This is a genomic window from Streptomyces sp. NPDC053426 (assembly GCF_055585405.1).
This window is the reverse complement of sequence record NZ_JBVJKE010000005.1, coordinates 410236-432014: the sequence shown is the minus strand read 5'-3', so window position 1 is coordinate 432014 and position 21779 is coordinate 410236. Positions and strand designations below refer to the sequence as shown.

The 21779-nt window shown below is 72.3% G+C and carries 20 protein-coding genes; 17 read left to right on the top strand and 3 right to left on the bottom strand.

What is annotated here, in order from left to right:
- Positions 1–171 precede the first annotated feature (171 nt).
- From ACZ62B_RS13635 to ACZ62B_RS13620, 4 genes are all read left to right on the top strand, one after another.
- A complete protein-coding gene (locus ACZ62B_RS13635; RefSeq protein WP_469690345.1) occupies positions 172–2928 on the top strand; it encodes an ATP-binding protein in 2757 nt (918 codons plus the stop codon).
- 140 nt (positions 2929–3068) lie between these two features.
- Entirely contained in the window at positions 3069–3893 is an 825-nt protein-coding gene (locus ACZ62B_RS13630) for an alpha/beta fold hydrolase (RefSeq protein WP_468720122.1), read from the top strand.
- 81 nt (positions 3894–3974) lie between these two features.
- On the top strand, positions 3975–4667 hold the full coding sequence (locus ACZ62B_RS13625) for an SDR family NAD(P)-dependent oxidoreductase (RefSeq protein ID WP_468720124.1): 693 nt from the start codon (positions 3975–3977) through the stop codon (positions 4665–4667).
- Between the two features lie 110 nt (positions 4668–4777).
- Entirely contained in the window at positions 4778–5170 is a 393-nt protein-coding gene (locus ACZ62B_RS13620; protein ID WP_344564302.1) for an ester cyclase, read from the top strand.
- A gap of 145 nt (positions 5171–5315) precedes the next feature.
- On the opposite strand, the gene ACZ62B_RS13615 is transcribed toward ACZ62B_RS13620, so the two are convergent.
- Positions 5316–6041 carry an SDR family NAD(P)-dependent oxidoreductase gene (locus tag ACZ62B_RS13615; RefSeq protein WP_468879354.1) on the bottom strand — a complete coding sequence of 242 codons (726 nt, stop codon included), beginning with the start codon at positions 6039–6041 and terminating at the stop codon, positions 5316–5318.
- Between the two features lie 1151 nt (positions 6042–7192).
- Here ACZ62B_RS13615 and ACZ62B_RS13610 point away from each other — a divergent pair.
- The 9 genes from ACZ62B_RS13610 (at position 7193) to ACZ62B_RS13570 (ending at position 15823) form a co-directional block, all read left to right on the top strand.
- A complete protein-coding gene (locus tag ACZ62B_RS13610) occupies positions 7193–8287 on the top strand; it encodes a hypothetical protein (protein ID WP_344564305.1) in 1095 nt (364 codons plus the stop codon).
- Positions 8284–8766 (top strand): NUDIX hydrolase, encoded by a 483-nt coding sequence (locus ACZ62B_RS13605; protein ID WP_344564307.1) that lies wholly within the window; start codon positions 8284–8286, stop codon positions 8764–8766. The genes ACZ62B_RS13610 and ACZ62B_RS13605 overlap by 4 nt, the downstream gene beginning before the upstream one ends.
- 24 nt (positions 8767–8790) lie before the next feature.
- Positions 8791–9570, top strand: coding sequence for an SDR family NAD(P)-dependent oxidoreductase (locus tag ACZ62B_RS13600; RefSeq protein ID WP_344564309.1), 780 nt, complete (start codon positions 8791–8793; stop codon positions 9568–9570).
- A gap of 514 nt (positions 9571–10084) precedes the next feature.
- A complete protein-coding gene (locus ACZ62B_RS13595) occupies positions 10085–11197 on the top strand; it encodes an inositol-3-phosphate synthase (protein ID WP_469690342.1) in 1113 nt (370 codons plus the stop codon).
- The gene (locus tag ACZ62B_RS13590) at positions 11190–12224 is read left to right on the top strand and encodes a phosphotransferase enzyme family protein (RefSeq protein WP_469690340.1); all 1035 of its coding nucleotides are present in this window, start codon (positions 11190–11192) and stop codon (positions 12222–12224) included. The genes ACZ62B_RS13595 and ACZ62B_RS13590 overlap by 8 nt, the downstream gene beginning before the upstream one ends.
- Positions 12221–13189 carry a phosphoenolpyruvate carboxykinase (ATP) gene (locus tag ACZ62B_RS13585; protein ID WP_468890134.1) on the top strand — a complete coding sequence of 323 codons (969 nt, stop codon included), beginning with the start codon at positions 12221–12223 and terminating at the stop codon, positions 13187–13189. Before ACZ62B_RS13590 ends, ACZ62B_RS13585 begins: the two co-directional genes overlap by 4 nt.
- The gene (locus ACZ62B_RS13580) at positions 13186–13713 is read left to right on the top strand and encodes a P-loop NTPase family protein (protein ID WP_344564317.1); all 528 of its coding nucleotides are present in this window, start codon (positions 13186–13188) and stop codon (positions 13711–13713) included. The genes ACZ62B_RS13585 and ACZ62B_RS13580 overlap by 4 nt, the downstream gene beginning before the upstream one ends.
- Positions 13710–14996, top strand: a complete 1287-nt coding sequence (locus tag ACZ62B_RS13575) for a DegT/DnrJ/EryC1/StrS family aminotransferase (protein WP_468720134.1) — start codon at positions 13710–13712, stop codon at positions 14994–14996. Before ACZ62B_RS13580 ends, ACZ62B_RS13575 begins: the two co-directional genes overlap by 4 nt.
- Positions 14997–15094: 98 nt before the next feature.
- Positions 15095–15823, top strand: coding sequence for a helix-turn-helix domain-containing protein (locus tag ACZ62B_RS13570; RefSeq protein WP_344564323.1), 729 nt, complete (start codon positions 15095–15097; stop codon positions 15821–15823).
- A 29-nt stretch (positions 15824–15852) separates the two neighbouring features.
- Here ACZ62B_RS13570 and ACZ62B_RS13565 read toward each other — a convergent pair whose 3' ends face one another.
- Together ACZ62B_RS13565 and ACZ62B_RS13560 are read right to left on the bottom strand one after the other, a co-directional pair.
- Positions 15853–16815: a class I SAM-dependent methyltransferase gene (locus ACZ62B_RS13565; RefSeq protein ID WP_344564325.1), complete on the bottom strand. Its 963-nt coding sequence runs from the start codon at positions 16813–16815 to the stop codon at positions 15853–15855.
- A 64-nt stretch (positions 16816–16879) separates the two neighbouring features.
- Complete coding sequence (locus ACZ62B_RS13560) at positions 16880–18154, bottom strand: aspartate aminotransferase family protein (RefSeq protein ID WP_469690336.1); 1275 nt, start codon at positions 18152–18154, stop codon at positions 16880–16882.
- 238 nt (positions 18155–18392) lie between these two features.
- Between ACZ62B_RS13560 and ACZ62B_RS13555 the strand changes: the two genes are divergently transcribed.
- Genes ACZ62B_RS13555 through ACZ62B_RS13540 form a run of 4 tightly spaced genes read left to right on the top strand, consistent with a single transcriptional unit; the run spans position 18393 to position 21759 of the window.
- On the top strand, positions 18393–19433 hold the full coding sequence (locus ACZ62B_RS13555) for a hypothetical protein (RefSeq protein ID WP_344564329.1): 1041 nt from the start codon (positions 18393–18395) through the stop codon (positions 19431–19433).
- A complete protein-coding gene (locus ACZ62B_RS13550; protein ID WP_468879344.1) occupies positions 19430–19990 on the top strand; it encodes a hypothetical protein in 561 nt (186 codons plus the stop codon). Before ACZ62B_RS13555 ends, ACZ62B_RS13550 begins: the two co-directional genes overlap by 4 nt.
- Positions 19980–20981: an ABC transporter ATP-binding protein gene (locus tag ACZ62B_RS13545; RefSeq protein ID WP_344564333.1), complete on the top strand. Its 1002-nt coding sequence runs from the start codon at positions 19980–19982 to the stop codon at positions 20979–20981. Before ACZ62B_RS13550 ends, ACZ62B_RS13545 begins: the two co-directional genes overlap by 11 nt.
- The gene (locus ACZ62B_RS13540; protein WP_344564335.1) at positions 20974–21759 is read left to right on the top strand and encodes an ABC transporter permease; all 786 of its coding nucleotides are present in this window, start codon (positions 20974–20976) and stop codon (positions 21757–21759) included. Before ACZ62B_RS13545 ends, ACZ62B_RS13540 begins: the two co-directional genes overlap by 8 nt.
- The last annotated feature ends 20 nt before the right edge of the window (positions 21760–21779 follow it).

Below are 21779 nucleotides of genomic sequence, written 5' to 3'. Positions count from 1 at the left end.
CCCGGCGTCGGACGGCCCCGGGCGCCGGGCCGGCTCGCGACAGGGTTCCCTCGCGCGCACCGCCCGCCGGTGAGATACTTTCCGGCCATGTGCGCAGCGGGCCGTTCGACCGCTTCGCGCGGCAGGAGGAGCGGCACGGCGGATGCCAGGCGGGCGGGAACAGTGACAGGCGTGGACTTCGATCCGACCGGGCTGGTCGGCCGGGACCGCGAGCTCGGCGAGCTCGCGATGTTCCTGGACAAGGCCGCGTCGGACGGAGCCACCGTCCTGCTCACCGGTGAGCCGGGAGTGGGGAAGACGGCGCTCCTCGACACGACCGCCGAGCTGGCACTCGCGAAGGGAACCCGGGTCGTCCGCGGGAGCGGCGTCGAGTACGAGACGGACATCAGCTTCGCGGGGCTCCACCAGCTCGTCGCCGCACTGCCGTACGAACTCGGGCGTCTGCCGCCTTCCATGCGGGAGGCCCTCGAGGTCGCCCTCGGTCTCGGCCTCGGTCCCGCGCCGAGCCGGATCACCGTCCTGAACGCGGCACTGTCGCTTTTCGAAGAGGCCGCGAAGGAGCAGCCGCTGCTCCTCGTGGTCGACGATCTCCATGTCGTCGACCACGCGAGCCGGTCCGCGGTGGGATTCGTCGCCAGGAGACTGGGCGGTCGCCGCATCGGGCTGATCGGGGCCCAGCGCGCGGAGTCCGGCGAACCCCTCCGGGCCACCGGCCTGACGGAGGTCGAGATCGGGCCGCTGAACGACGCGGACGCACTGCGACTGCTGTCCCGACGCTTCGCCCACCTCCCCCCTCGGGTCCTTTCGACCGTGGCGCGAGAAGCGCAGGGAAACCCCCTCGCCCTGCTCGAGTTCGCCGGGTCCACCAGTGTGTCCGGAGACCGGAACGGCAGCGGGGCGGGGTGGGCGAGCGGCCCGGGGCGAGACGTCCGTGCCCTGTACGGCGCCCGCGTCGAACGGCTGCCGCAGAGAACGCGCGACCTGCTGCTGCTCGCGGTGCTCGAAGGCTCCGGCGACATCGGCGTCCTCGAGGTGGCCGGTGGGCCGGACGGGCTCGGGTCGCTCGCTCCGGCGGAGCGCGACCACCTGGTCATGGTCGCGGAGAACGGCCGTACCGTGCGCTTCCGGCATCCGCTGGTCAGGTCCGCGGTGGTCGACGGCTCCACCGGCGAGCAGCGGCGCAGCGCCCACCGACGGCTGGCCGACGCGCTGGCGGACCAGCCCGAGCGGCGCGGCGATCACCTCGCGAGAGCCACGACGGTGCCCGACGAGGCGGTCGCCGCCGTGATCGAGTCGGCGGCCCGAAGCAGCCTGCGGCGCGGCGACGCCGACGGCGCGGTCGTGAGGATGCGGCGCGCGGCCGAGCTGAGTCCCGACCGGGCGGACCGCAGGCGCCGGATGTCGCAGGCCGCGTACATCGCCGTCTGGATCACGGGCCACCTGGAGACCTCGCACGAGATCATGCGCGAGGTGCGGGGCGATCCGGCGGCCCGGTCGCTCTCGGCGGCCGCGGCCGCCGGCTACCTGGTGCTCGTCACGGAGGGTGACGCCGACACGGCCCACGCGCTCCTGATGAAGGCGATCGAGCAGGCCCCGGCCCCGTCCGGCCCGCCGCACGGCGAGCTGGAGACCGCGCTCTTCACCCTCACGATCGTCAGCGAGTTCTCGGGCCGGCGGGAGCACTGGCAACCTCTGGTCGACGTGCTCGCCCGGTTCCCCGAGGCATCGCCCGCCGCCGCGATGTCACTGGGGCGCATCCACCACGACCTCGGCTCCGTCACCGACGACACGCTGCGCCGCCTGGACGAGGAGATCTCGCGGCTGAAGGGCCAGACCGACGCCGACGTGGTCGTCCGCACCGCCCTGGCCGCCTCGTACTTCGACCGGCTCCCGGGCTGTCGCGAGGCCGTGTCCCGGGTGATACGCGACGGCGGCGCGGTGGGGGCGAGCATGCCGGCCCTGGTCTTCGCCGCCCTCGACGACCTGTACGCCGGCCGGTTGCAGGCGTCGGCCGACGCCGCGGCCGAACTCATCGCGCTGTGCGAGGAGACGGGGTACCACCTGTTCGCCCAAGGGGGGCACTACGTCGCCGCGATGGCCGCAGCGCAGCGCGGCGACCTCGACGCGTGCCATGAGCACTGCGGGAACCTCCGGGACTGGTCGGGGCCCAGGCGCCTGCGGCGGCTGGAGAACCATGCCCACCAGGCGTTGGCCCGGGCGGCCCTCGGCGCCGCGGACTTCGAGACGGCCTACCGGCACGCCACGGCGATCTGCGCCCCCGGCACACTGCCGCCCTTCAACCACGAGGCGGTGCTGTCCGCACCGGACCTCGTCGAGGCCGCCGTGGGCTCCGGGCGGCACACGGAGGCGCTGCGGCACGCGGACGCGATACGCGACGCCGGTGTCGGCCGCCTGTCGTCGCGGCTGGCGCTCTGCGCGGCCACGATCACGGCGATGACATCGGCTCCCGAGGCCATGGCCGAGCGCTTCGAGGAAGCCCTCGCACTGCCGGGCATCGAACAGTGGCCCTTCGAGGCCGGCCGCGCTCATCTGGCATACGGCGAGCGGCTGCGCCGTCAGGGACTCAACCGCGACGCCCGGACGCAGCTCACCGCCGCCCGCAGGCTCTTCGAGGAGCTCGGGGCCCACCCGTGGGAGGACCGGGCAGCGGCGGAACTGAGGGCCACCGGAATGACGCGGACGTCCCGGGGCAAGGCGGGAGAGGCCCTCACCCCGCAGGAGCTGGAGGTCGCCAGGCTGGCGGCGACGGGGCTGTCGAACCCGCGGATCGCGTCGCGCCTGTTCCTGTCGCCGCGGACGGTGTCGTCCCACCTCTACCGCGTGTTCCCGAAGCTGGGCATCACCTCACGCGCCGAGCTCCGCGACGCTCTGGAGGCGTTGCCCCCCGAACCGCCGGCCGGGCTGTAGTACTGCTCCGGCCCCGACGTAAGCAATCCGTCGGCCGGATGTCAGTCAGCTGACGGAGGCTGTCGGCACGGCGGCCGAGCCACTCTCGTGGAGACAGCGAAACCGCCCGGCACCCCGGGCCGGACCACGAGGAGCAGACCATGCCGTACGTCACCACCGGCGACGGAACCGAGATCTTCTACAAGGACTGGGGTTCGGGCCGGCCCGTCATGTTCCACCACGGCTGGCCGCTGAGCTCGGACGACTGGGACGCCCAGATGCTGTTCCTCGTCCAGCGGGGCTACCGCGTCATCGCCCACGACCGCCGGGGGCACGGGCGCTCCGCACAGGTCGGCCACGGGCACGACATGGACCACTACGCGGCGGACGCCGCCGCCGTGGTGGCGCACCTCGGCCTGCGCGACGTCGTCCACGTCGGCCACTCCACCGGTGGTGGAGAGGTCGCCCGGTACGTCGCCGGGCACGGTGCCGGGCGGGTCGCCAAGGCCGTCCTCATCGGAGCGGTCCCGCCGCTCATGGTCCGGACCGAAGCCAATCCGGGAGGGCTGCCGGTCGAGGTCTTCGACGGCTTCCGCGAGGCCGTGGCCACCAACCGCTCCCAGTTCTACCTCGACATCGCCTCCGGGCCGTTCTACGGGTTCAACCGCCCGGGCGCGGATGTGTCCCAGGGGGTCATCCGGAACTGGTGGCGCCAGGGGATGGCCGGTGGCGCGCAGGCGCACTACGAGGGGATCAAGGCGTTCTCGGAGACCGACTTCACCGACGACCTCCGGGCGATCGACGTGCCCACGCTCTTCATGCACGGCGACGACGATCAGATCGTTCCGATCGCCGCCTCCGCCGAGATGGCGGTCACGCTGGTCAAGAACGCGAGCCTGAAGGTCTACCCGGGGCTGTCGCACGGCATGTGCACCGTGAACGCCGCGACCGTCAACGCCGACCTCCTCGACTTCATCGAGAGCTGACACCGGCCCGGTACCGGCGGACGGTTCACCGGCGCGGTACGGAGACTGGCCGCACCGAAGACGCGTACAGGAGAGCAGGACATGACGACCACATTGATCACCGGTGCCAACAGGGGGATCGGTTACGAGACGGCGCGCCGGCTCGTCGAGGCGGGCCAGAGGGTCTGGATCGGAGCCCGGGACGCCGAGAACGGCCGCAAGGCCGCCGACCGGCTCGGCGCCGACTTCGTCCGGTTGGACGTGACCGACGACGCGTCGGTCGACGCGGCGGTCGAGACGCTGCGCGCGCGGGCCGGCCACCTGGACGTCCTCATCAACAACGCCGGAATCCTCGGTGAAGTGACCACACCCGAGGACATGACGGCCGGTCAGCTCCGTCACGTCTACGAGACCAACGTCTTCGGGCTGGTACGCGTCACGCACGCGTTCCTGCCTCTGCTGCGCGCGGCGACCGTTCCCTCCGTCATCAACGTCACCAGCGGGCTCGGGTCGTTCACGCTGGTCCAGGACCCGGAGCGGGTCGAGTCGCAGTATCCGCTCGCCGCCTACGGCTCGTCGAAGAGCGCGGTCACCATGCTGACCGTGCAGTACGCCAAGGCGATCCCCGACGTCCGCTTCAACGCGGTGGACCCCGGCCAGACCGCGACCGAGTTCACCGGCCTCATCGGGCACAGTGTCGAGGAGGGTGCCGAGGCGGCGGTGCGCATCGCCACCCTCGGGCCGGACACGCCCACCGGCACGGTGACCGACCGCGCCGGTGTGCTCCCTTGGTGACACGCGCCGCCGACCGGCCCCCAAGCCGCCATCACCACACTCTGCTCGCCCCGGTTCCGGGGCCCACAGAACCCGCCCCGGTTCCGGGGCGCACAGAAAGGGAAAGACTCATGTCCGACACCGACCTGCGCGACTTCTACCAGCGTTACGTCGACGCGCTCAACGCGCGCGAGTTCGACCGCATGGACGAGTTCGTCCACGAGTCCATCGTCATGCACAGTGAGCCGAGCTCCCGCGAGGCCCTCGTCGCACAGCTGAACAGCATCGTCGACGCGGTCCCCGACTTCCACTGGGAGGTCCAGGAGCTCGCCATCAACGGCGACAACATCGCCGTCCGCGCGATCAACACCGGCACCCCCGCCAAGGAGTGGCTCGGCGCGGCTCCCACCGGCAAGTCGATCGAGATCGTCGAGTACGCCATCTACCGGGTCCGCGACGGGAAGTTCCTGTACATGTCGGCCGTCCACGACGCCGAGGCCCTGCGGAAGCAGCTCGCGGGCTGACCCGGTCGGATCCCGCCGACGCGGAACCCGACACGAGCGGGGTGCCCCGGCCAAAAGGCCGGGGCACCCCGCTCCGTTCGACGCCCGGCACGCCCTCCACACCACCGGGAGCGGTGCCGCGACGCGGTCCGCACCCGAACCGGGCTCAGTCGGTCCTGAACTTGTCGGCGAGCCGGAACTCGAACTCCTCGGGCAGGTCGTAGTGGAAGACCTCGGGGGCGTCGCGCTCGACGTGGGCCTTCCAGTAGAGGTCGGCGATCACGTCCGGCTCCGAGTCCGGCCGGCCACTCCCGATGTGCGCGCCCAGGGCGACGTGCGCGACGTGCACTCCGCGGTCGGCGAGTGACTCGTTCAGTGCGAGGAGCCAGTTGCGCATGGCGGCGTTCGCGACGTTCGCGTTGGCGACCTGCGGGACGACCATCGGGCCCGACCCGGCACCGCTCGTACCGATGATGGTGCCGGCACCACGGTCGATCATGCCGGGAAGCACCTGGCGGACAGCGGCGACCGCGCCGAAGAAGTTGGTCTCGAGCTCGGGCAGAACCGCCTCGACGGTGAGATCGACCGCGGAGACGAGCGGCCGGTCCGCCAGGTCCGACAGGGTCGGGGCGGGTGAGTACTCCAGGACGTCGATGGACCCGAAGTGCTCTTCCGCGGCCACCAGCGCCTTCTCGAGACCCGGGCGGTCAGTGACATCGGCCGCGAAAGCGGCAGCCGACACCCCTGCGCTCCGGAACCTGTCGACCATGGCGGCGAGTTGCGCTTCACGTCGCGCCACGAGCGCCACGTTGAAGCCGCCCTTCTCGGCGAACTTCGCACCGATGGCGAACCCGAGTTGCGGCCCCGCCCCCACGATCGCGATGGTCGACACAGTCCGTCCTCCAACAGCAGATCCGCATGTTCCGGTGCCGGCCGGAACCGGGTCCGGCTCACCGGCCAGCCGATGCCCGACCTCGCCGTCGAGCTCCTGCCGACCATGGTGCCACGGTTTTCTCCCTTCCCCGGAGGACGACCACCACCGGCTCGTGGCGCACCGGACCGACGGACCGGAGCAGCGCTGACGGCGACGAGCACGCGGCTCGGACTCCCGGGCTCACAGGGCTCGCCGCCGACGGCCCGACCTCCCCGGCGTCCGACCGCACGGCGTGTCCACTTCACACGGGTCGGCAGGGGTGCGGCAAGGCACTGCGGTCGGGGGTGCCGAAACCCACGGCGCGCAGGAAGTGGTCCTCGTCATATCCGGTACCGCAGTCCTCCCATGAACGACCGCCCCACGGAGGCGGGTTTGACGATCACCCCTCGACAACCGGCCAGTGACATCGCGAGTTCAGGCTCAATAGCGCCGCGCGGTCGATCCGCCGGCCAATGACAAGAATCGCGCCACGGCAGGTGTCCATCAGTCGGCCCCGGCGCTCGGACCGGCATCGTTCGGCCGAGGTCAGAAAAGGTTGAATCCGCCCACGCAGGACAAGTCTGCGCCGATTTCACGCCACATTATCGGAAGGGGTGAGGAGGTCGGGCCGGTGTGCCGATGGCGCTTCAGGCGGGAAACCGCCCCGCTCGTCCTCGCCGAAAGGGAACTGGAGCGTTGAAAGTTACAATGATGTTTGAGAGGATCTCCTGCAGTCCGTAAACCCACGGGGCCGGCAGGTGAGACCCGGAGACCAACGGGTCAGTAACTTACCAGCCAGTTAGCACTTTGCCCAGTCACTGAGAACCGATAAACGCCGCCCGGCCTCTCCCATATCTTTCGGGAGGCGATATGGCCATGCGGTGAGGGTCTGCCGCGGCATGAAGACAAGTGCCGCAGTGGATATCCGCTGAGGTGATCACTGTCTGTCGCAACAGAAAGAAGCTGAATGCTGAAGAGAACGCGCTCCTGCGCAGAAGCAGCTCCTGCGGAGACGCCCGCCACAGGAGAATCGGTCGTGACCGCATTCGGCTCCGGTACGCGGGGGAGATAGAGCACCCGCGTACCGGGGCCGCACGATCACTTCTTCTGCGTCATGGAGGCGTTCCACCTTGGGATTACCACGCGAGACCCGGACGACCTGGCACGACCTGGAGTTACGGGTCCGGGCCGAGGACCCCGAGGTCCTCGGCTACGTCAGCAGCCAGCACCAGCTCGCCCGTGAGGAACCGGAACGGGCTGCCACGCGGATCGACATCGAAGCCGTCAGCTCCCCGTCGCGACTCGCGGGGCTGACCGCGAGACCGGCGACCGAGCGTCGTGAGTCCTACGCCGGCTGGTGGTACGGCTGCCACCGGAACGAGGACGGAGCGTTCGTCCTCGTCTCGCAGGAGGGGCACGAGTTCTCGCACGCCCTGATCACCACCGACTTCCTCACCTGGGAGATCGTCGCCGCGCACGAGCACGAGCTGGGACTCGTCGTCACCCGCACCATGCGGGAACTGGTGCGCGAGCACTTCGTCGACCGCGGCGCGCTCATGCTGCACGGCGCGGCGGCCGTCCTGCCCGACGGCACCGGGGTGGTCCTCGCCGGTCCCTCCGGCGCCGGCAAGACCTCGGCCTCCGTCCAGCTCGCCCGCGCGGGCGGCCACTGCGTCGCCACCGACCGGTGCCTGCTGCTGGCCGACGGCCCCGGATGGACCGTGGTCGGTCTGCCGCTGTCCACCCGCCTCACCCGGGAAGCGGCGGCCGGTCTCGGTATCGGGCCCGGCGAGAAGGACGGACTGATCAGACACGGTGAGGCGGCCGTCCGCAGGCCGGACCCCAAAGGCAAGATCTCGCTCAGCAACGGGGAGATGCGGCGTCTGGCCGGTGTCGAGTTCCTGGCCTCCACGCGGATCGACACGCTGGTGCTGCTCGAGAACACCGGCGCCCCCCGGCCCCTGTCCGGCCCGGTTGCCGAGGGGGAGGTCGTGGCCGCCCTGGCAGAGCACATCCTCGTACCCGACACGGCGTACCGCGGCCGGTGGCTGTCCGCGGACGCGACCCCCGAACCGGCCGGTGACATCAAGGGCCGGCTCGGCGAACTGGCCGCCGCCGTGCCCGCCCGGCACGGCACGTGGACACCGGCCACCTACAAGAGCGACGTTCTGACGGCCTGGCTCGCCCCGCGCGCCGGTGCCGGGAAGACAGGAGACCCCTCGTGACGACCACCCCACAGATCCGTTACAGCGCCCGGGCCCTGCTGCTGGACGAGGACGACAGACTCCTGCTGTTCTCCAGCGTGGACGACGCCGACGGCGAGACCTTCTGGTACCCGGTGGGCGGTGGCATCAAGGAAGGGGAGTCGCCCGAGGAGGCCCTGCGCCGGGAGGTCGAGGAGGAGACCGGACGTACGGAGTTCGAGATAGGCCCCCAGATCTGGTACCGGAAGGCCGTCGCCTCCTGGGGCGGCAACACCTACGACTGCCGCGAGCGGTTCTACCTCTGCCGCGTCCCCCACTTCTCCGTCGACACCAGCGGCTTCAGCCAGGGGGAGATCGACACGGTCTCCGGTCACCGGTGGTGGACGCTGGACGAGCTGGACGCCGCCACGGACCGGCTGGTGCCCGCCGATCTGGCACCCCGGCTGCGCGCCGTGCTCACCGACGGCGCCCCCGCCGAGCCCGATGTCGTCGGCAGCTGAGCACGGAACCGGAGGGACCAGCACGTGAAGGGACTGCGAGGACGGCCCGCCCTGGTGACCGGCGGCGCCCAGGGTATCGGCAGGGCGGTCGCCGAGCGCCTCGTCGAGGAGGGCGCCCGCGTCATGATCATGGACACGGACGAAGAGTCCGGGAAGTCCGTGGTCGTGGAACTGGCACGGCGCCCGGGCGGTGAGCGCGTCGGCTTCGTACACGGCGACATCTCCGACGAGAGCGACGTGGTGGCCGCGGTGGAGGCGACACGGACCGCGTTCGGCGGTGTCGAACTCCTCGTGAACTGCGCCGCCGCGTTCATCACGCGCGGGATCGAGGCCACCGTGGAGGAGTGGCGGCGCGTCACGGACGTCAACATCATGGGCCACGCCCTGATGGTCAAACACAGTGCGCCCCTGATGGAGGCCGCCGGCGGCGGCAGCGTCGTCAACGTCTCCTCGATCTCCGCGCACATCGCGCAACCCCGGTCCGTCACCTACAGCGCCACCAAGGCCGCCATCATCGGCATGACCCGGTGCATGGCCACCGACCTGGCCGAGGCGGGAATCCGGGTGAACGCGGTGAGCCCGGGAACGGTCTGGAGCGACAACCTCGCGCGCCGCTACAAGGAGAAGTACGGAGTGTCGCGCGAGGAGGCGGACGCCCGTCCGGACATCGGCGGCCGGCACATGCTGCACCGCACCGCCGACCCGGAGGAGATCGCCTCCGCCGTCGCCTTCCTGCTCTCTTCGGAGGCCGGTTTCATCACCGGTGAGAACCTCATGGTCGATGCCGGGCTCACCGTGACGTGATGCCGTCGTGCCGTGCGAGGGCCTTCACAACGCGACGGCACATCGTGATGCGGGGCTGCTCCGTCCGGAAAGGAGCTGCCGCCCCGTTCTCTTGTCCGGCACCGCTCACCCGACGCCGATGATCTCGTGAACCCGCACCCGCCGTAGAACTCTCCTGTTTTTTTACCCGAGGTTTGCGGGCAGCCTGTGGTGCCCATTTTTTCACTCCCTTTCCCTGCGCTTTTTCGGGGGGCGTGCGTGAGACGCTCGAATTCGGCGCGATGCACGATGAAGTGCGTTTGATGATATCGGCGTCACGCGGGGCGGAGAGATGCCCTCAAGGGCTTTTTCGATTCATCCGGTGGATAAATCGAGTTCACTGATATACGTTTGTCGTAACCGGGCGAACATTGCTGGACCAGATCCACTGTTCGCACCGATCCGCGGCCGAGTGAGATGCCTCGACGCCGTGTGAGATGCCTCAGTACGTCGAGTAATCCCTGTCGATCGTCAGGTATACGTCCGGAGGAATACATTGAGTAACAACGTGATCAGGGTCGCGCTGGCCGGCGTCGGTTCCTGCGCCTCCAGTTTCGTGCAGTCCGTGGTCCTGGACCGGGAGCGGCCCGGCCCCTCCAACGGCGTGATGCACGAGTACATCGGCGGACACCGTCTCGGCGACGTGGAGTTCGTCGCGGCCTTCGACGTGGACGCCCTGAAGGTGGGCCGGGACCTCTCGGAGGCCGTGTACGCGGGACGCACCGCCGCCGTCCGCCATGTGGACGTGCCGCACCTGGGCGTCACCGTCCAGGCCGGCCCGCTGCTCGACGGCCTCGACGGCGCGCTCGGCGACGCCGTCGACGCCCATCTCGCCACCGCCGTCGCGACCCCGGAGTCGCTGGCCGCCGCCCTGGCCGCCGCACGGCCCGACGTCGTTGTCTGCCTGCTGCCCACCGGCTCGACCGAGGCCGTCCAGACGTACGCCAGGGCCGCCGCCGAGGCGGGCGCGGGCTTCGTCAACGCCACCCCCGAGCCCGTCGCCAACGACCCCGCGCTGGTAGCCCTGTTCACCGAGCGCGGCGTCCCCCTCCTCGGCGACGACCTGCGCAGCCACCTCGGTGCCACCACCCTGCACACCGCCCTGATCGAGCTCTTCCAGAGCCGCGGTGTCGAGGTCAAGGACAACTACCAGCTCAACGTCGGCGGCAACACCGACTTCCTGAACCTCTCCGACCCGGCCAGGTCCCGCTCGAAGCAGGTCTCCAAGCGCAAGGCCCTCGCCAACGCCGGCATCGACTCCCGCGAGGTCGCCGCGGGCCCCAACGGCTTCGTCAAGCACCTCGGCGACCGCAAGGTGTGCTTCCTGCGCATCGAGGGCGAAAGCATCATCGGCGCCCCCGTGCACATGGAGTTACGCCTGGAGGTGGAGGACAGCCCCAATGCCGCCGCGGTGCTGGCCAACGCCGTCCGCGCCGCGCACAGCGCCTCCCGCCAGGGCATGGTCGGCATCATCGACCCCGTCTGCGCCTTCCTGTTCAAGAGCCCGAGGACGGGGGCCAAGGAGTCCGAGGCACTGCACGACTTCCAGGGCTTCGTGCGCAAGGCCGGCGAGCACCACGCGCTGCAGGCGGTCGACGGGAATGCCTGACCCCGCCTCCTGGCTGCCCGCTCGCGATCCCGCCGTAGCCCGCGTCCTCGACCGGAGCTACGGCCTCGGTACCCACCGGGCGTGGTCACTGAACCGGGAGAGCGTCAACACCGTCTGGCGCGTGACCACTTCGCAGGGGGAGTACGCGCTCAAGCGGCTCGGACGGGACGTCGCCCCGCAGTGGCTGGCCTTCGAGCACGCCGCCCTTCCCCGGCTGACCGCCGCCGGCATCCCGGTCGCGGCTCCCCTGCCGACAGCGGAGGGAGACAGCTCGGCCGTCCACGACGGCTCCGTCTGGCAACTGCGGCCCTGGCGGGAGGGCCGGCCCTTCGACGTGGGCCGGCCGGGCGACATCCGACAGGCCGGTGCCTTCCTGGCGTCACTGCACCGCGTCCCGGTCGACGGACTGCCCGCGGACGGCCGGAGCTCCACCCGCAACCTGGAGTTCTGGCTCACCACCGAGCGGCCCCCGCACGCGGCGCTGGACGAGGTCGACGAGATAGCCGCCCCGTACGTGAGCGCCACCGTGCGCGCCCACGCCAGGCGCGCCTACGCGGCGGTGCTGCGCCGGGCCCGCACCGAACTCGCCGGGTACGGGGACCTCCCCGAGGTCCTCACCCACGGCGAGGTCGCGGGGTCCAACCTGCTGTACTCCGACAGCGGGGAGCTGGCCTGCGTCCTCGACTGGGACGCGCTGCAGCTGCGCTCCCGCGTCTACGACGTGGCGCGGGCGCTGCTGTTCCTGCCCCGCGAGGCCCGCGGCAGCTTCCAGGTCCTGCCGGACCGGGCCCGGGCGGTCCTCGCCGCCGCGACGGCGCGGGAGCCGCTCACACCGGACGAACTCGGCTCCCTCATCCCGGTGCTGGAGCTGAACTTCGTCCCGTCACCCGACTACCTCCGGCAGGTCGCGCGGCGCGCCCCGGGCATCCTGGAGTGGTACCTCGGCTGGCGGGCCGAGGGCGCCGGCGTGGTCCGCGGCATCCTCTCCGAGGTCATCGCCACAGCTCCGCAGGGAACTCCGCGATGACACGGTACGTGTGCCGCACCTCGGGGCACGCGGTGGCGTTGGACGTGAGCCGCGACTCGGCCGCGTACGTCCGGGAACTGCTCGGCCCCTACGTCCGGGTCGCCACCGGGCCCGGCGGTCCCGACGACGCCCGCTGGCGGATCGGGACCGCGGACCGGAAGCGGCCGGCGGGGGAGGAGGTGGTCATCACCAGCGCCACCGAACCCCCCACCCGGCTCTGGTACGACGGAACGGCCCGCGAGGTGCTGTTCGACCCGGCGATGCCCCGCTCCTTCCTGCGGCACAACCTGGTCCGGTTCACCCGCATCCTGCTGCGGCTGATGCACACGGAGGAACCGGAGGTCTTCCTGCACGCCGGGCTGGTCGCCCGGGACGACAGGCACGGCGCGCTCGTGCTGGGCGCGAAACGAGCGGGGAAGACCTCCACCGTCCTGTCCGCCCTGCGTCACGGGCTCCGCTTCGTCGGCAACGACGACGTCTCCGTCCGTACGGACGCCGGCGGCTGGACCGGACGGGGCTGGCCCCGCCGGGTCTCCGTGCGCGGCGACACCTTCGCCGCCGTCGGACTGCCCGGCGACACCGACCGCCTGCTCCACCCGGCGGAACTGCGCGACCTCGCGGGTGGCCCTCCGCTGCTGGCCGAGGCGCCGGTCAGGGTCCTGGTCTTCCCCCGGTTCCACCCCGAACCCGGTGTCGTGCCCCTCGGCCCGGAGGAGATCCTGGCCCGGCTCACGGCCAACGAACTGCCCACCGCGGTCAAGCACGCCGACTTCCTGTTGCCGTTCTTCGGCCCCGTCCCGCCGGCGGTCCGGCAGGACCTCCTCGCCCGCCTGGCGGCACAGGTGCCCGGCGTCGAACTCCGGCAGGACTTCTCCGCCCTGCACGACGGAACCGCCGCGCTGACCCGGCTCCTGGACGGAGACGTCCCCGTACCCCCCGCAAGGGAAGGAAGGCGAAGAACGTGAGCACGACCGGTAGCCGGGTGTGGGTGGTCGGCCCCTCGGGCGCGGGCAAGAGCACCGTCGCCCGCGCCCTCGCCGAGGCTCGGGGACTGCCCCACTACGAGCTGGACGCCATGTTCTGGGCGCCGGGCTGGCAGCGGCGTCCCGAGGACGAGTTCCTCGCCGACGTCGCCGCCCTGGACCGTACCGACGGCTGGATCGCCGACGGGCAGTACGGCGCGGCCCACCCGGTCCTCGAGGAACTCGCCGACACCGTCGTCTGGGTCGACCCGCCCCGCGGCGCCACCACGGCCCGGCTGCTGCGTCGCACCGTACGACGGCTGCGCACGCGGGAGGAGCTGTGGAACGGCAACCGCGAACGCCCCGGCAGCGCCGTGCAGCTCGTGCTCTGGGCCCACCGGGAGTTCCCCGTGGTCCGGCGCACCAACACCGACCTGTTCGCCCGCATGCAGGCCCGCTCCGTGCCCTGCCTGCGGCTGCGGACCCCGCACGACATCCGAGAACTACTCAGTAAGGAACGGGCATGACGCGACTCGCGCTCCTCGGCGGAGAGCCCCTGCTGACCCCGGCCGAGCGGCCCAAGTGGCCGAACATCACCGAGGAGGACATCGGAGCGGTCACCGCGATGCTGCGACGCGGTGAGATCACCTACAACGGCAGCGAAGGCGAGGTCCAGGCCCTGGAGAACGGCTACCGGGAGCGCCTCGGCGCCGCCCACGCCCTCGCCGTCAACTCGGGCACGTCCGCCCTGCACTCGGCCTTCTTCGGCCTGGACCTGCGTCCCGGCGACGAGGTCATCGCCCCGGCCTACACCTTCCTCGCCACCGCCATGCCGGTCATCACCTGCAACGGTGTCCCCGTCCTCGCCGACGTGGACCCCGACACCGGAATCCTCGACCCCGACGGGCTCGCCGCCCACCTCACGCCGCGCACGAAGGCCGTCGTGGTCACCCACCTCATGGGCTTCCCCGCCGACATGGAGCGCATCACCGCCTTCGCCCGCGCACACGGCCTCGCGGTCGTCGAGGACTGTTCCCAGGCGCACGGGGCGGAGTGTTCGGGCCGGCCGGTCGGCCGCCACGGTGATGTCGCCGCCTTCAGCCTCCAGGCCAAGAAGCAGGTCACGGCCGGCGAGGGCGGCGTTCTCGTCACCGACGACCGCAGGATCTACGAGCGCGCGGTGATGCTCGGCCACTGCATCGACCGCGGCGAGGAGGACGTCACCAGCGACGAGTACGGCGCCTACGGCCGGACCGGCTTCGGCCTCAACTACCGCATCCACCCGGTCGGCGCGGCCCTCGCCCGGGGCGCCCTCGCCCGGCTCGACACCGTGCTGACCGGACGCGAGCGGAACTACGGCCGGCTCGGCGCCCTCCTGGACGACATCCCCGGCATCACCCCGCCGGTGCGACAGCGGCACGTCGACCGCGTCGCCCACTACGTCAGCTACCAGCCCCTCTACGTCGCCGAGGAGCTCGGCGGCCTGCCCGTCGACGTCTTCACGGCCGCCGTCAGGGCCGAGGGCGTCCCGCTGACCCGGCCCACCTCGCCTCCGCTGCACCGCGAGGCCGCCTTCCGGAGCCCGTCCTGGCACCCCGGCACGTACCACCCCGGGGACAACACCTACCGCGTGTACCGGGGCGACGAGTTTCCGGGCGCCGACGCCTACATCGCCCGCGTGCTGCGGCTGCCCACGTACTCCGACGAGCGCCCCGACCTGATGGACGCCTGGGCCGAAGGCATCCGCAAGGTCGTCACCCACGCCGAGGAACTGCGCGACCGGCACGCCGCCGGTGCCCTCGCCGCGTAGCGGCTCCCCCTCTCGGAGCCCGCGCCGGCCCGGTACGCCCGGTCGCGTACCGGGCCGGCACCGCACCACCGCTCCGCCCCGACACGGAGGTCATCCTTTTGTCCGTCGATAACAGCTCCCGCTCCATGCTCGCGCGCGGTCTCGGCGTCCTCCGCGCCTTCCGGCCCGGCGAGCCGGAACTCCCGCTCTCCGAGATCGCCCGCCGGGCCGACATGCCCAAGGCGACGGCCCACCGCATCATCACCGAGCTCGTCAAGGAGGGCATGCTGGAGCGCGGGGAGAAAGGACTCAGGCTCGGCATGGGCCTGTTCATGCTGGGGGCCCGGGTGCCCCGTCAGCTCATGCTCCGCGACATCGCCTTCCCGCACGCGGAACAACTGCACCGGCTCACCCACGGCAGCGCGTTCGTCTTCATCGCCGATCCCACCGGTACGGACGCCGCCCTGGTGGACGCCGTACGGCGCACCCACGAACCCGGCCGCGGACTGGGCATGGAGGAGACCCGGGCCTCCGCCCGGGCCGCGACGAGGGTGTTCCGTGCCTTCGGCGCCGAGGACGACACCGTGGCCGGCCGGGGCGCGCGCGTCCGGGAGGTCGAGCCGGCCCGCGTGCGGCATCAGGGCTTCGCGGTCGTCCGCGGCGTGCCCGGCGTGGTCGGTGCCGCCGCCCCGGTGCTGACGGCATCCGGCGCGGCCGCCGGGGCACTGGCCGTCGCGGGGCCGCGGGCCGGTTTCCACGTGGGCCTGGCGGCCGCGCACCTCAAGGCCGCGTGCGCCGCCGTCTCCCGCGCCCTGCGGCGCAACCCCGAACTGCTGACCGCCTCCTGACGGCGTACGACGTCCGCCGGTCTTCCCGGCTACGGCTTCCCGGCCACGAACAGCGTGGGCAGCAGCCTGCCCGCGAGGTACTCCTCCCGGGCCGCGGTCAGGGTGTCCCGGATGAGGTCCGCCGAGGTTCCCCCGTAGATGGCCGCGACGCTCCCGCGGAAGATGCGCACCACCTTCAGCCGGTCGGCGAGCAGTGCCACGGCCCAGTCGGTCAGGTCCTTCCGCTCCACGTCGCCGAAACCGGCCCGGGCCAGCTGGTCCGTCCGGTCGGTCAGCGACGTGGTGAAGAAGACGCCGCGCGGATGGAGCGCGCGGAACGCCTCCGAGGGCTCCTCGCCGTCCGGCGTGAGGCTCACCTCCTCGGTGAGCACCAGCAGCCCGCCGGGCCGCAGCAGCCGTGCCGCCTCGCGCAGTACGGCGCCCGGGTCGGGGAAGTGCGGCATCGAACCCGTGACCAGCACCAGGTCGAGCGAGGCGGTGGGGAGGGGCACGGCAGTGGCCGAGGCGCACAGCTCCGTCATCGTGGTGCGGCCCTGTGCGCGGCTGATCCGGGCGCTGACCTCGCAGTGCTCGGCGACGAGGTCGACACCGTAGGAGCGCCCCACCTCGACGCCCGCGGCGGCGAGCTTGTCCACGGTGTAGCGCAGCGCGCCACCGAAACCGCTGCCCAGCTCGCACAGGTCCACCGCACGGCCGGAGCCCAGGCGGGCGACGACGGCGCCGGCCACGGCGTCGCAGCCCTGTGGGCCGAAGTGACCCATCTGGTCCAGGCCCAGGAGCCCTTCGGGTCCCTGCTCGCCGGTGAACTCCACGATGGCCCGCTCGGTGTTCTCCCAGTCGTGCAGCGCGGGGAACAGGTCGCGGTGGTAGCGGTACTGGACGCCGGTCTGGTCGGGCGTCGCCCGTGTTTCCTGTGCGCTCGGTGTCCCCCGAGTCCTCTGTGTCCCTTGTGCTTCCCGGGTTCCGGCCGGGGCGCCGGGTTCCGTGCTCATCTCGTCCTCCTCGCGTTGTTGCCGGGGCCCGGCCCGGACGGTCGTGGAGCGGGGCGCCGGACGGTCAGGGCCGGGCCGCGGCGGCCGGCGTCCGGAACTCGTCGGGCACCGCCGAGCAGACGGCGTCCAGCAGGGAGAGCGCCTCCTCGGCGTCCTCGTCCGTGGCGACCAGCGGCGGCAGCAGCCGCAGCACCTCCGGCCGGCCCAGACAGGGCGAGACGACCAGACCCCGGCGGCCGAGCTCCATCAGGACCTCGCCGGCGGCGGCCCGCGTCGCGAACTCGACGCCCCACAGGAGGCCCTGTCCGCGCACCGTGGTGACCAGACCGGCGTAGCGCTCCGCCAGCCGGGTCAGGCCGGAGCCGAAGACCTCCGCCAGGCGCGCGCCGCGCGGGGCGAGTTCCTCCACCACCTGCAGCGCCGCCACACCGGCCGCGGCACCGAGCGGGTGCCCGGAGAACGTGGTCGTGTGCACGAAGGGGTCCGCGGCGAGCGGCGCGTACAGCTCCGGCGTCGCCACCACGGCGGACACCGGCTGCACCCCGCCCCCCAGTGCCTTGCCGAGCAGTACGGCGTCCGGCTCGAGACCGAGGCCGGTGCTGACCAGGCGAGGGCCGCAGCGGCGCAGCCCGGTCTGCACCTCGTCGGCGATGACGAACGCACCGTGGGCGCGGGCCGCGCCGGTCAGCGCCTTCAGGAACGCGGGGTCCAGGGGGCGTACGCCGCCCTCGCCCTGCACGGGCTCGAACAGCACGGCGGCGACCTCCTCGCCCCCGAAGGCGCCGGGTACCGCAAGGACGTCCGCGGGAATGTGGGTCACCCCGCCGAGGAGCGGCTCCAGGGACTCGCGGTAGCGGGCGTTCCAGGTCGCGGCCAGCGCGCCCATGGACTTGCCGTGGTAGGCACCCTCGACCGCGATCACCCGTCGGCGGCCGGTGGCCCGGCGGGCCAGTTTCAGCGCCGCCTCCACCGCGTCGCCGCCGTTCAGCCCCAGCCACACCTTCGTCAGGCGGCCCGGGTCGGCCCAGCCGGCCAGCGCCGCGGCGAGCGCCGCGGTGGCCCGGTTGCCCAGGACCCGGCTGGACACCGGCATCGCGTCCAGCTCGTCACGCACCGCCGTCACCACGGCCGGGTGGCGCTGGCCCAGCAGCGTCACCGCGTAACTGCCGAAGTCGAGCACGGTGCGGCCGTCGGACAGGCGCATCCGCGCGCCCTCGCCCCGCGCCTCGACGGCGCCGGAGCCGTTCATGCCGTAGACGAGGGCCAGTTGCGGCGAGAGGTGCCGCCGGATCGCGGCGAGTGCCTCCCGGGCCGTCCCGTCACCGATGTTCGCGGTCATGTGCGCGGCCGTCCTCTTCCGTGGTCCGGCGGATCGCGGACCGCGCGACGCGGTGCCCCTCCGGGAGCGCAGCCGGTCGGCGGGGCGGACGGTCCGCAGCTGTCGGGACACGGTTCTAGCCCCCCGCGCGCGTCCCTGAGAAGCGGTGTTCCGGCTGCCGGAACACGCGTTGAACCCGGACGACGCCCTTGACAGGGTGATCATCCTCGCCGTCCGTATCCGAAAGGTGCACCGACGCATGGAGACCACTTCCCCGGGCGCTGTGGCGTACCCCGAACCGGACGTCCTGGAGAGGCGCCTCGCCGCCTTCCTCGACCTGCGGGGACTGAGCAGGGACGCCGTGCTCAAGGAGGCCGACCAGGGCATGGGGGCGCCGGTCCTCGCGGTGGCCGCCGGATCGGTGCTCGCGGGCTTCGGCAACGTGCGCAGCGACCTGGATCTCCTGGTGCTCGTCGAGAACGAGAACCTCAAGCGCTTCCCCATCCAGTCCCACGAGCACGGCACGCTGATCGACGTCGGCATCCGCCGGGCGAGCACCGTCCGCGAGAGCACCGCCGCGCTGACCGCCGAGCCGTGGCCGCGCTTCGAGAGCGTCACCGAGGACGCCTGGAACCACCGGCGCCGCACCCTCAGCACCGTCTCCCGGCTCGCCCTCGGACTGCCCCTCGCGGTCGTCGAGCCCTGGGACGTCTGGCACGCGGGGCTGCGCGGGCCGTGGCTCGGGGAGGTCCTGCGGGAGTGGTGGGTGGTCGAGGCGCACCGGCTCGCACAGGCCGCCCGCTGGCTGCTCGACGCCAAGCCGCTGACAGCCGCGGTCCGGGCCCGCGAGGCGGTCGTCGCCGCGCTGAACGCCCGTGCGGCCGACGGCGGGGAGCTGTACTTCGCCGCCAAGTGGGCGGGCGAGAAGCTGAAGGTGCTCGGCGACCACGAGAACCTGCGGCTGCTCCGCACCGTCCTGACGCCCGCCGATCCCCGCGAGCGGGTGCCGTTCTGCCTCGACGCCGTCGAACGGCTCGTCGGCCCCGCCGGGACGCTGCACACCGTGCTGCGCTGGGCCACCGGCGCCGGGGCCATGGAACTGGACGACCGCACGGTCGTGGACCGCTGGCAGCTGCGGGCCCTGGAAGTACGGCGGCTCGGCCTGCCGGCCGTCGACAGCGACGGCGTCGTCTGGTCGGGACCGGCCGGCACCTCGCCCCCCGAGGATCTTCTTCCGCTCTTCACGCACAACATGGTGTGGCTCGGTGTCGCCCACCCGGCTCCGGAGGTTCCCGCGTGACACATTCCCCCACGACCGCGACCGGCGACACGGCCACCGGTCCCGCCGACGCGTCCGCCGACCTCCGGCGGCTGCTCACCTTCCGCGGCCACGGCGCCGCCCGTCTCCTCCTGGGCTGCCGGGCACGCCTGGAGGACGTCGAGGGCGCCGTCGCCGCCGGACAGGGCGAGGTCGCCGTCCTCATGGCGTACGACCTGATCCAGCTGTCGCTGTCGATCCGCGGGCTGCGCACCGAGGGCGAGCTGATGTACGGCCACGACGAGGCCGCCTTCGATCCGTTCGCCGGTCTTCCCGCCGAGGAGACGGAGGCCGGGACGGCACTCGCCGCCGAAGGGCTGGACGCGGCCGGTGAACGCGGTGAGGCGTGGCTCCAGCGGCTGCGCGACCACCTCGCGGAGACCGAGGCGCAGCTCGGGTACACCGAACCGCTGCCCGACGTCCGGTCCGGCAGCGGCATGATGAAGGGCTTCAGACTCGCCCGTACCTGGCAGGCTCTGATGGACCGCGTCGGTCTGCCCCCGCTGCTGCCGGACGCCTGGACGCGCCGTGCCGACTGAGCCGGGGCCGGTCCGGGGCACGGACCGGCCACCGGCCCTCTCCGTGCGCGGAGCCGGCAAGAGCTACGGCGGCACGATCGCCCTCGACCACGTCGACCTGGAGATCGCCGAGGGCATGATCGTGGGCCTGCTGGGACACAACGGCGCGGGCAAGACCACGCTGATGTCCCTGGTCGCGGGCCTTCTGCGGCCGGACGCCGGGGAGATCGAGGTGCTGGGTCACTCCGTGACGCGGCACCCGCGCCGGGCTCGCCGCGAACTCGGCCTGGCTCCGCAGGAACTGGGCATCTACCCACCCCTGACGGTACGCCAGAACCTGCAGTTCTTCGCCGAACTGGCCGGTCTGCGCGGCAAGGAGGCCCGGCGGCGCACCGAGGAGGTGGCCGAACCCCTCGCGCTCACCGGGCTGATGGACCGCCCCGCGTCCCGGCTCTCCGGCGGTCAGCAGCGCCGTGTGCACACCGCGATGGCACTGATCCACCGGCCGCGGCTGGTGCTCCTCGACGAGCCCACCGCGGGTGTCGACGTGGAGACCCGGGCCCGCCTCGTCGCCCACGTACGGGAGCTGGCCGCGCAGGGCACCGCCGTCTGCTACTCCACGCACTACCTCCCCGAGATCGAGGACCTCGCCGCGGACGTGGCGGTCCTGCACCGGGGGCGCGTCATCGCCCGCGGCTCCGTCGACGAACTGGTCCGGCGGCACGGCGACAGCGCCGTGGAACTGGTCTTCTCCGGCGCGCCTCCCGAACTCGACCTGCCCTGGCCGGTGGCCCGGCAGGGGGACACGCTCCTCGTCCGGGTGGAACAGCCCCACCTGGTCACGGCCCGGGTGCTGGCCGCCCTGGGCGACGCCGCCGCCCGGCTGTCCGCCCTGCGCGTCGTCCGGCCCAGCCTCGACAACGTCTTCCTGAGGCTCACCGGAGGACAGCACGGCGGCGACGGGGAGGACCACGCGAGCACGCACGGGATCGAGGCGGAGCAGCATGCGTGACGGGGCACCGACACGGATCACCGCCCTCGTCCGGCAGGACGTCCGGCTGCTGCTGCGCGACCCCGCGCCCCTGGTGGTCCGCACGGTCATGCCGCTGCTCATCATGGGCTTCATGCAGCCGCTGTTCCGCGCAGCCCTGCGGGCCGGCGGTGAGACCGCCGACGTCAACGGCGCCGAACAGGGCGTCCCCGGCATGGCGGTGATGTTCCTCTTCTTCCTGGTGAACGTGGTCGGCTTCGCCATGTTCCGCGAGCACGGCTGGAACACCTGGGACCGGCTGCGCGCGAGCACCGCCCGCCCGGTCGAGCTGCTGGCCGCGCGCATCGTCGTGCCGCTGGCCGCCGCGGTGCTCCAGCTCGCCGTCATCTTCGGGGCCGGGGGAGTGCTGTTCGACCTGCGAGTGACGGGTTCCTGCCTCGCCCTGGTGGTGGTGGCGCTGCCGCTGGCGCTCTGCGTGGTCATGGTGGGCATGGCGCTGGTCGCGCTGTGCCGCACGATCTCCCAGCTCAGCGTCATCGCCAACATCCTGGCCCTGGTCTTCGCGGGACTCGGCGGCGCCCTGACCCCCCAGTCGGCGATGCCGGACTGGGCGGGACCCTTCGCTCCCGCCGTGCCCAGCTACTGGGCGATGCGTGGCTTCAACGAGGTCATCCTGCGCGGCGGCGGAGTCGCGGACGTCCTGCTGCCGGCGGGTGTCCTCTGCGCCTTCACGGCCGGCCTCACCGTCGTCACCCTCGCCTTCTTCCGGGCCGACCACCGCAAACTCTCCTGGTCCTGAGCCGTACGCCGCCGGATCCG

Coding starts and splice junctions, on each gene's coding strand:
- ACZ62B_RS13540 (WP_344564335.1), top strand. CDS start 20,974: ATGCGTGACGGGGCACCGACACGGATCACCGCCCTCGTCCGGCAGGAC.
- ACZ62B_RS13630 (WP_468720122.1), top strand. CDS start 3,069: ATGCCGTACGTCACCACCGGCGACGGAACCGAGATCTTCTACAAGGAC.
- ACZ62B_RS13625 (WP_468720124.1), top strand. CDS start 3,975: ATGACGACCACATTGATCACCGGTGCCAACAGGGGGATCGGTTACGAG.
- ACZ62B_RS13565 (WP_344564325.1), bottom strand. CDS start 16,815: ATGAGCACGGAACCCGGCGCCCCGGCCGGAACCCGGGAAGCACAAGGG.
- ACZ62B_RS13555 (WP_344564329.1), top strand. CDS start 18,393: ATGGAGACCACTTCCCCGGGCGCTGTGGCGTACCCCGAACCGGACGTC.
- ACZ62B_RS13575 (WP_468720134.1), top strand. CDS start 13,710: ATGACGCGACTCGCGCTCCTCGGCGGAGAGCCCCTGCTGACCCCGGCC.
- ACZ62B_RS13585 (WP_468890134.1), top strand. CDS start 12,221: ATGACACGGTACGTGTGCCGCACCTCGGGGCACGCGGTGGCGTTGGAC.
- ACZ62B_RS13560 (WP_469690336.1), bottom strand. CDS start 18,154: ATGACCGCGAACATCGGTGACGGGACGGCCCGGGAGGCACTCGCCGCG.
- ACZ62B_RS13590 (WP_469690340.1), top strand. CDS start 11,190: ATGCCTGACCCCGCCTCCTGGCTGCCCGCTCGCGATCCCGCCGTAGCC.
- ACZ62B_RS13620 (WP_344564302.1), top strand. CDS start 4,778: ATGTCCGACACCGACCTGCGCGACTTCTACCAGCGTTACGTCGACGCG.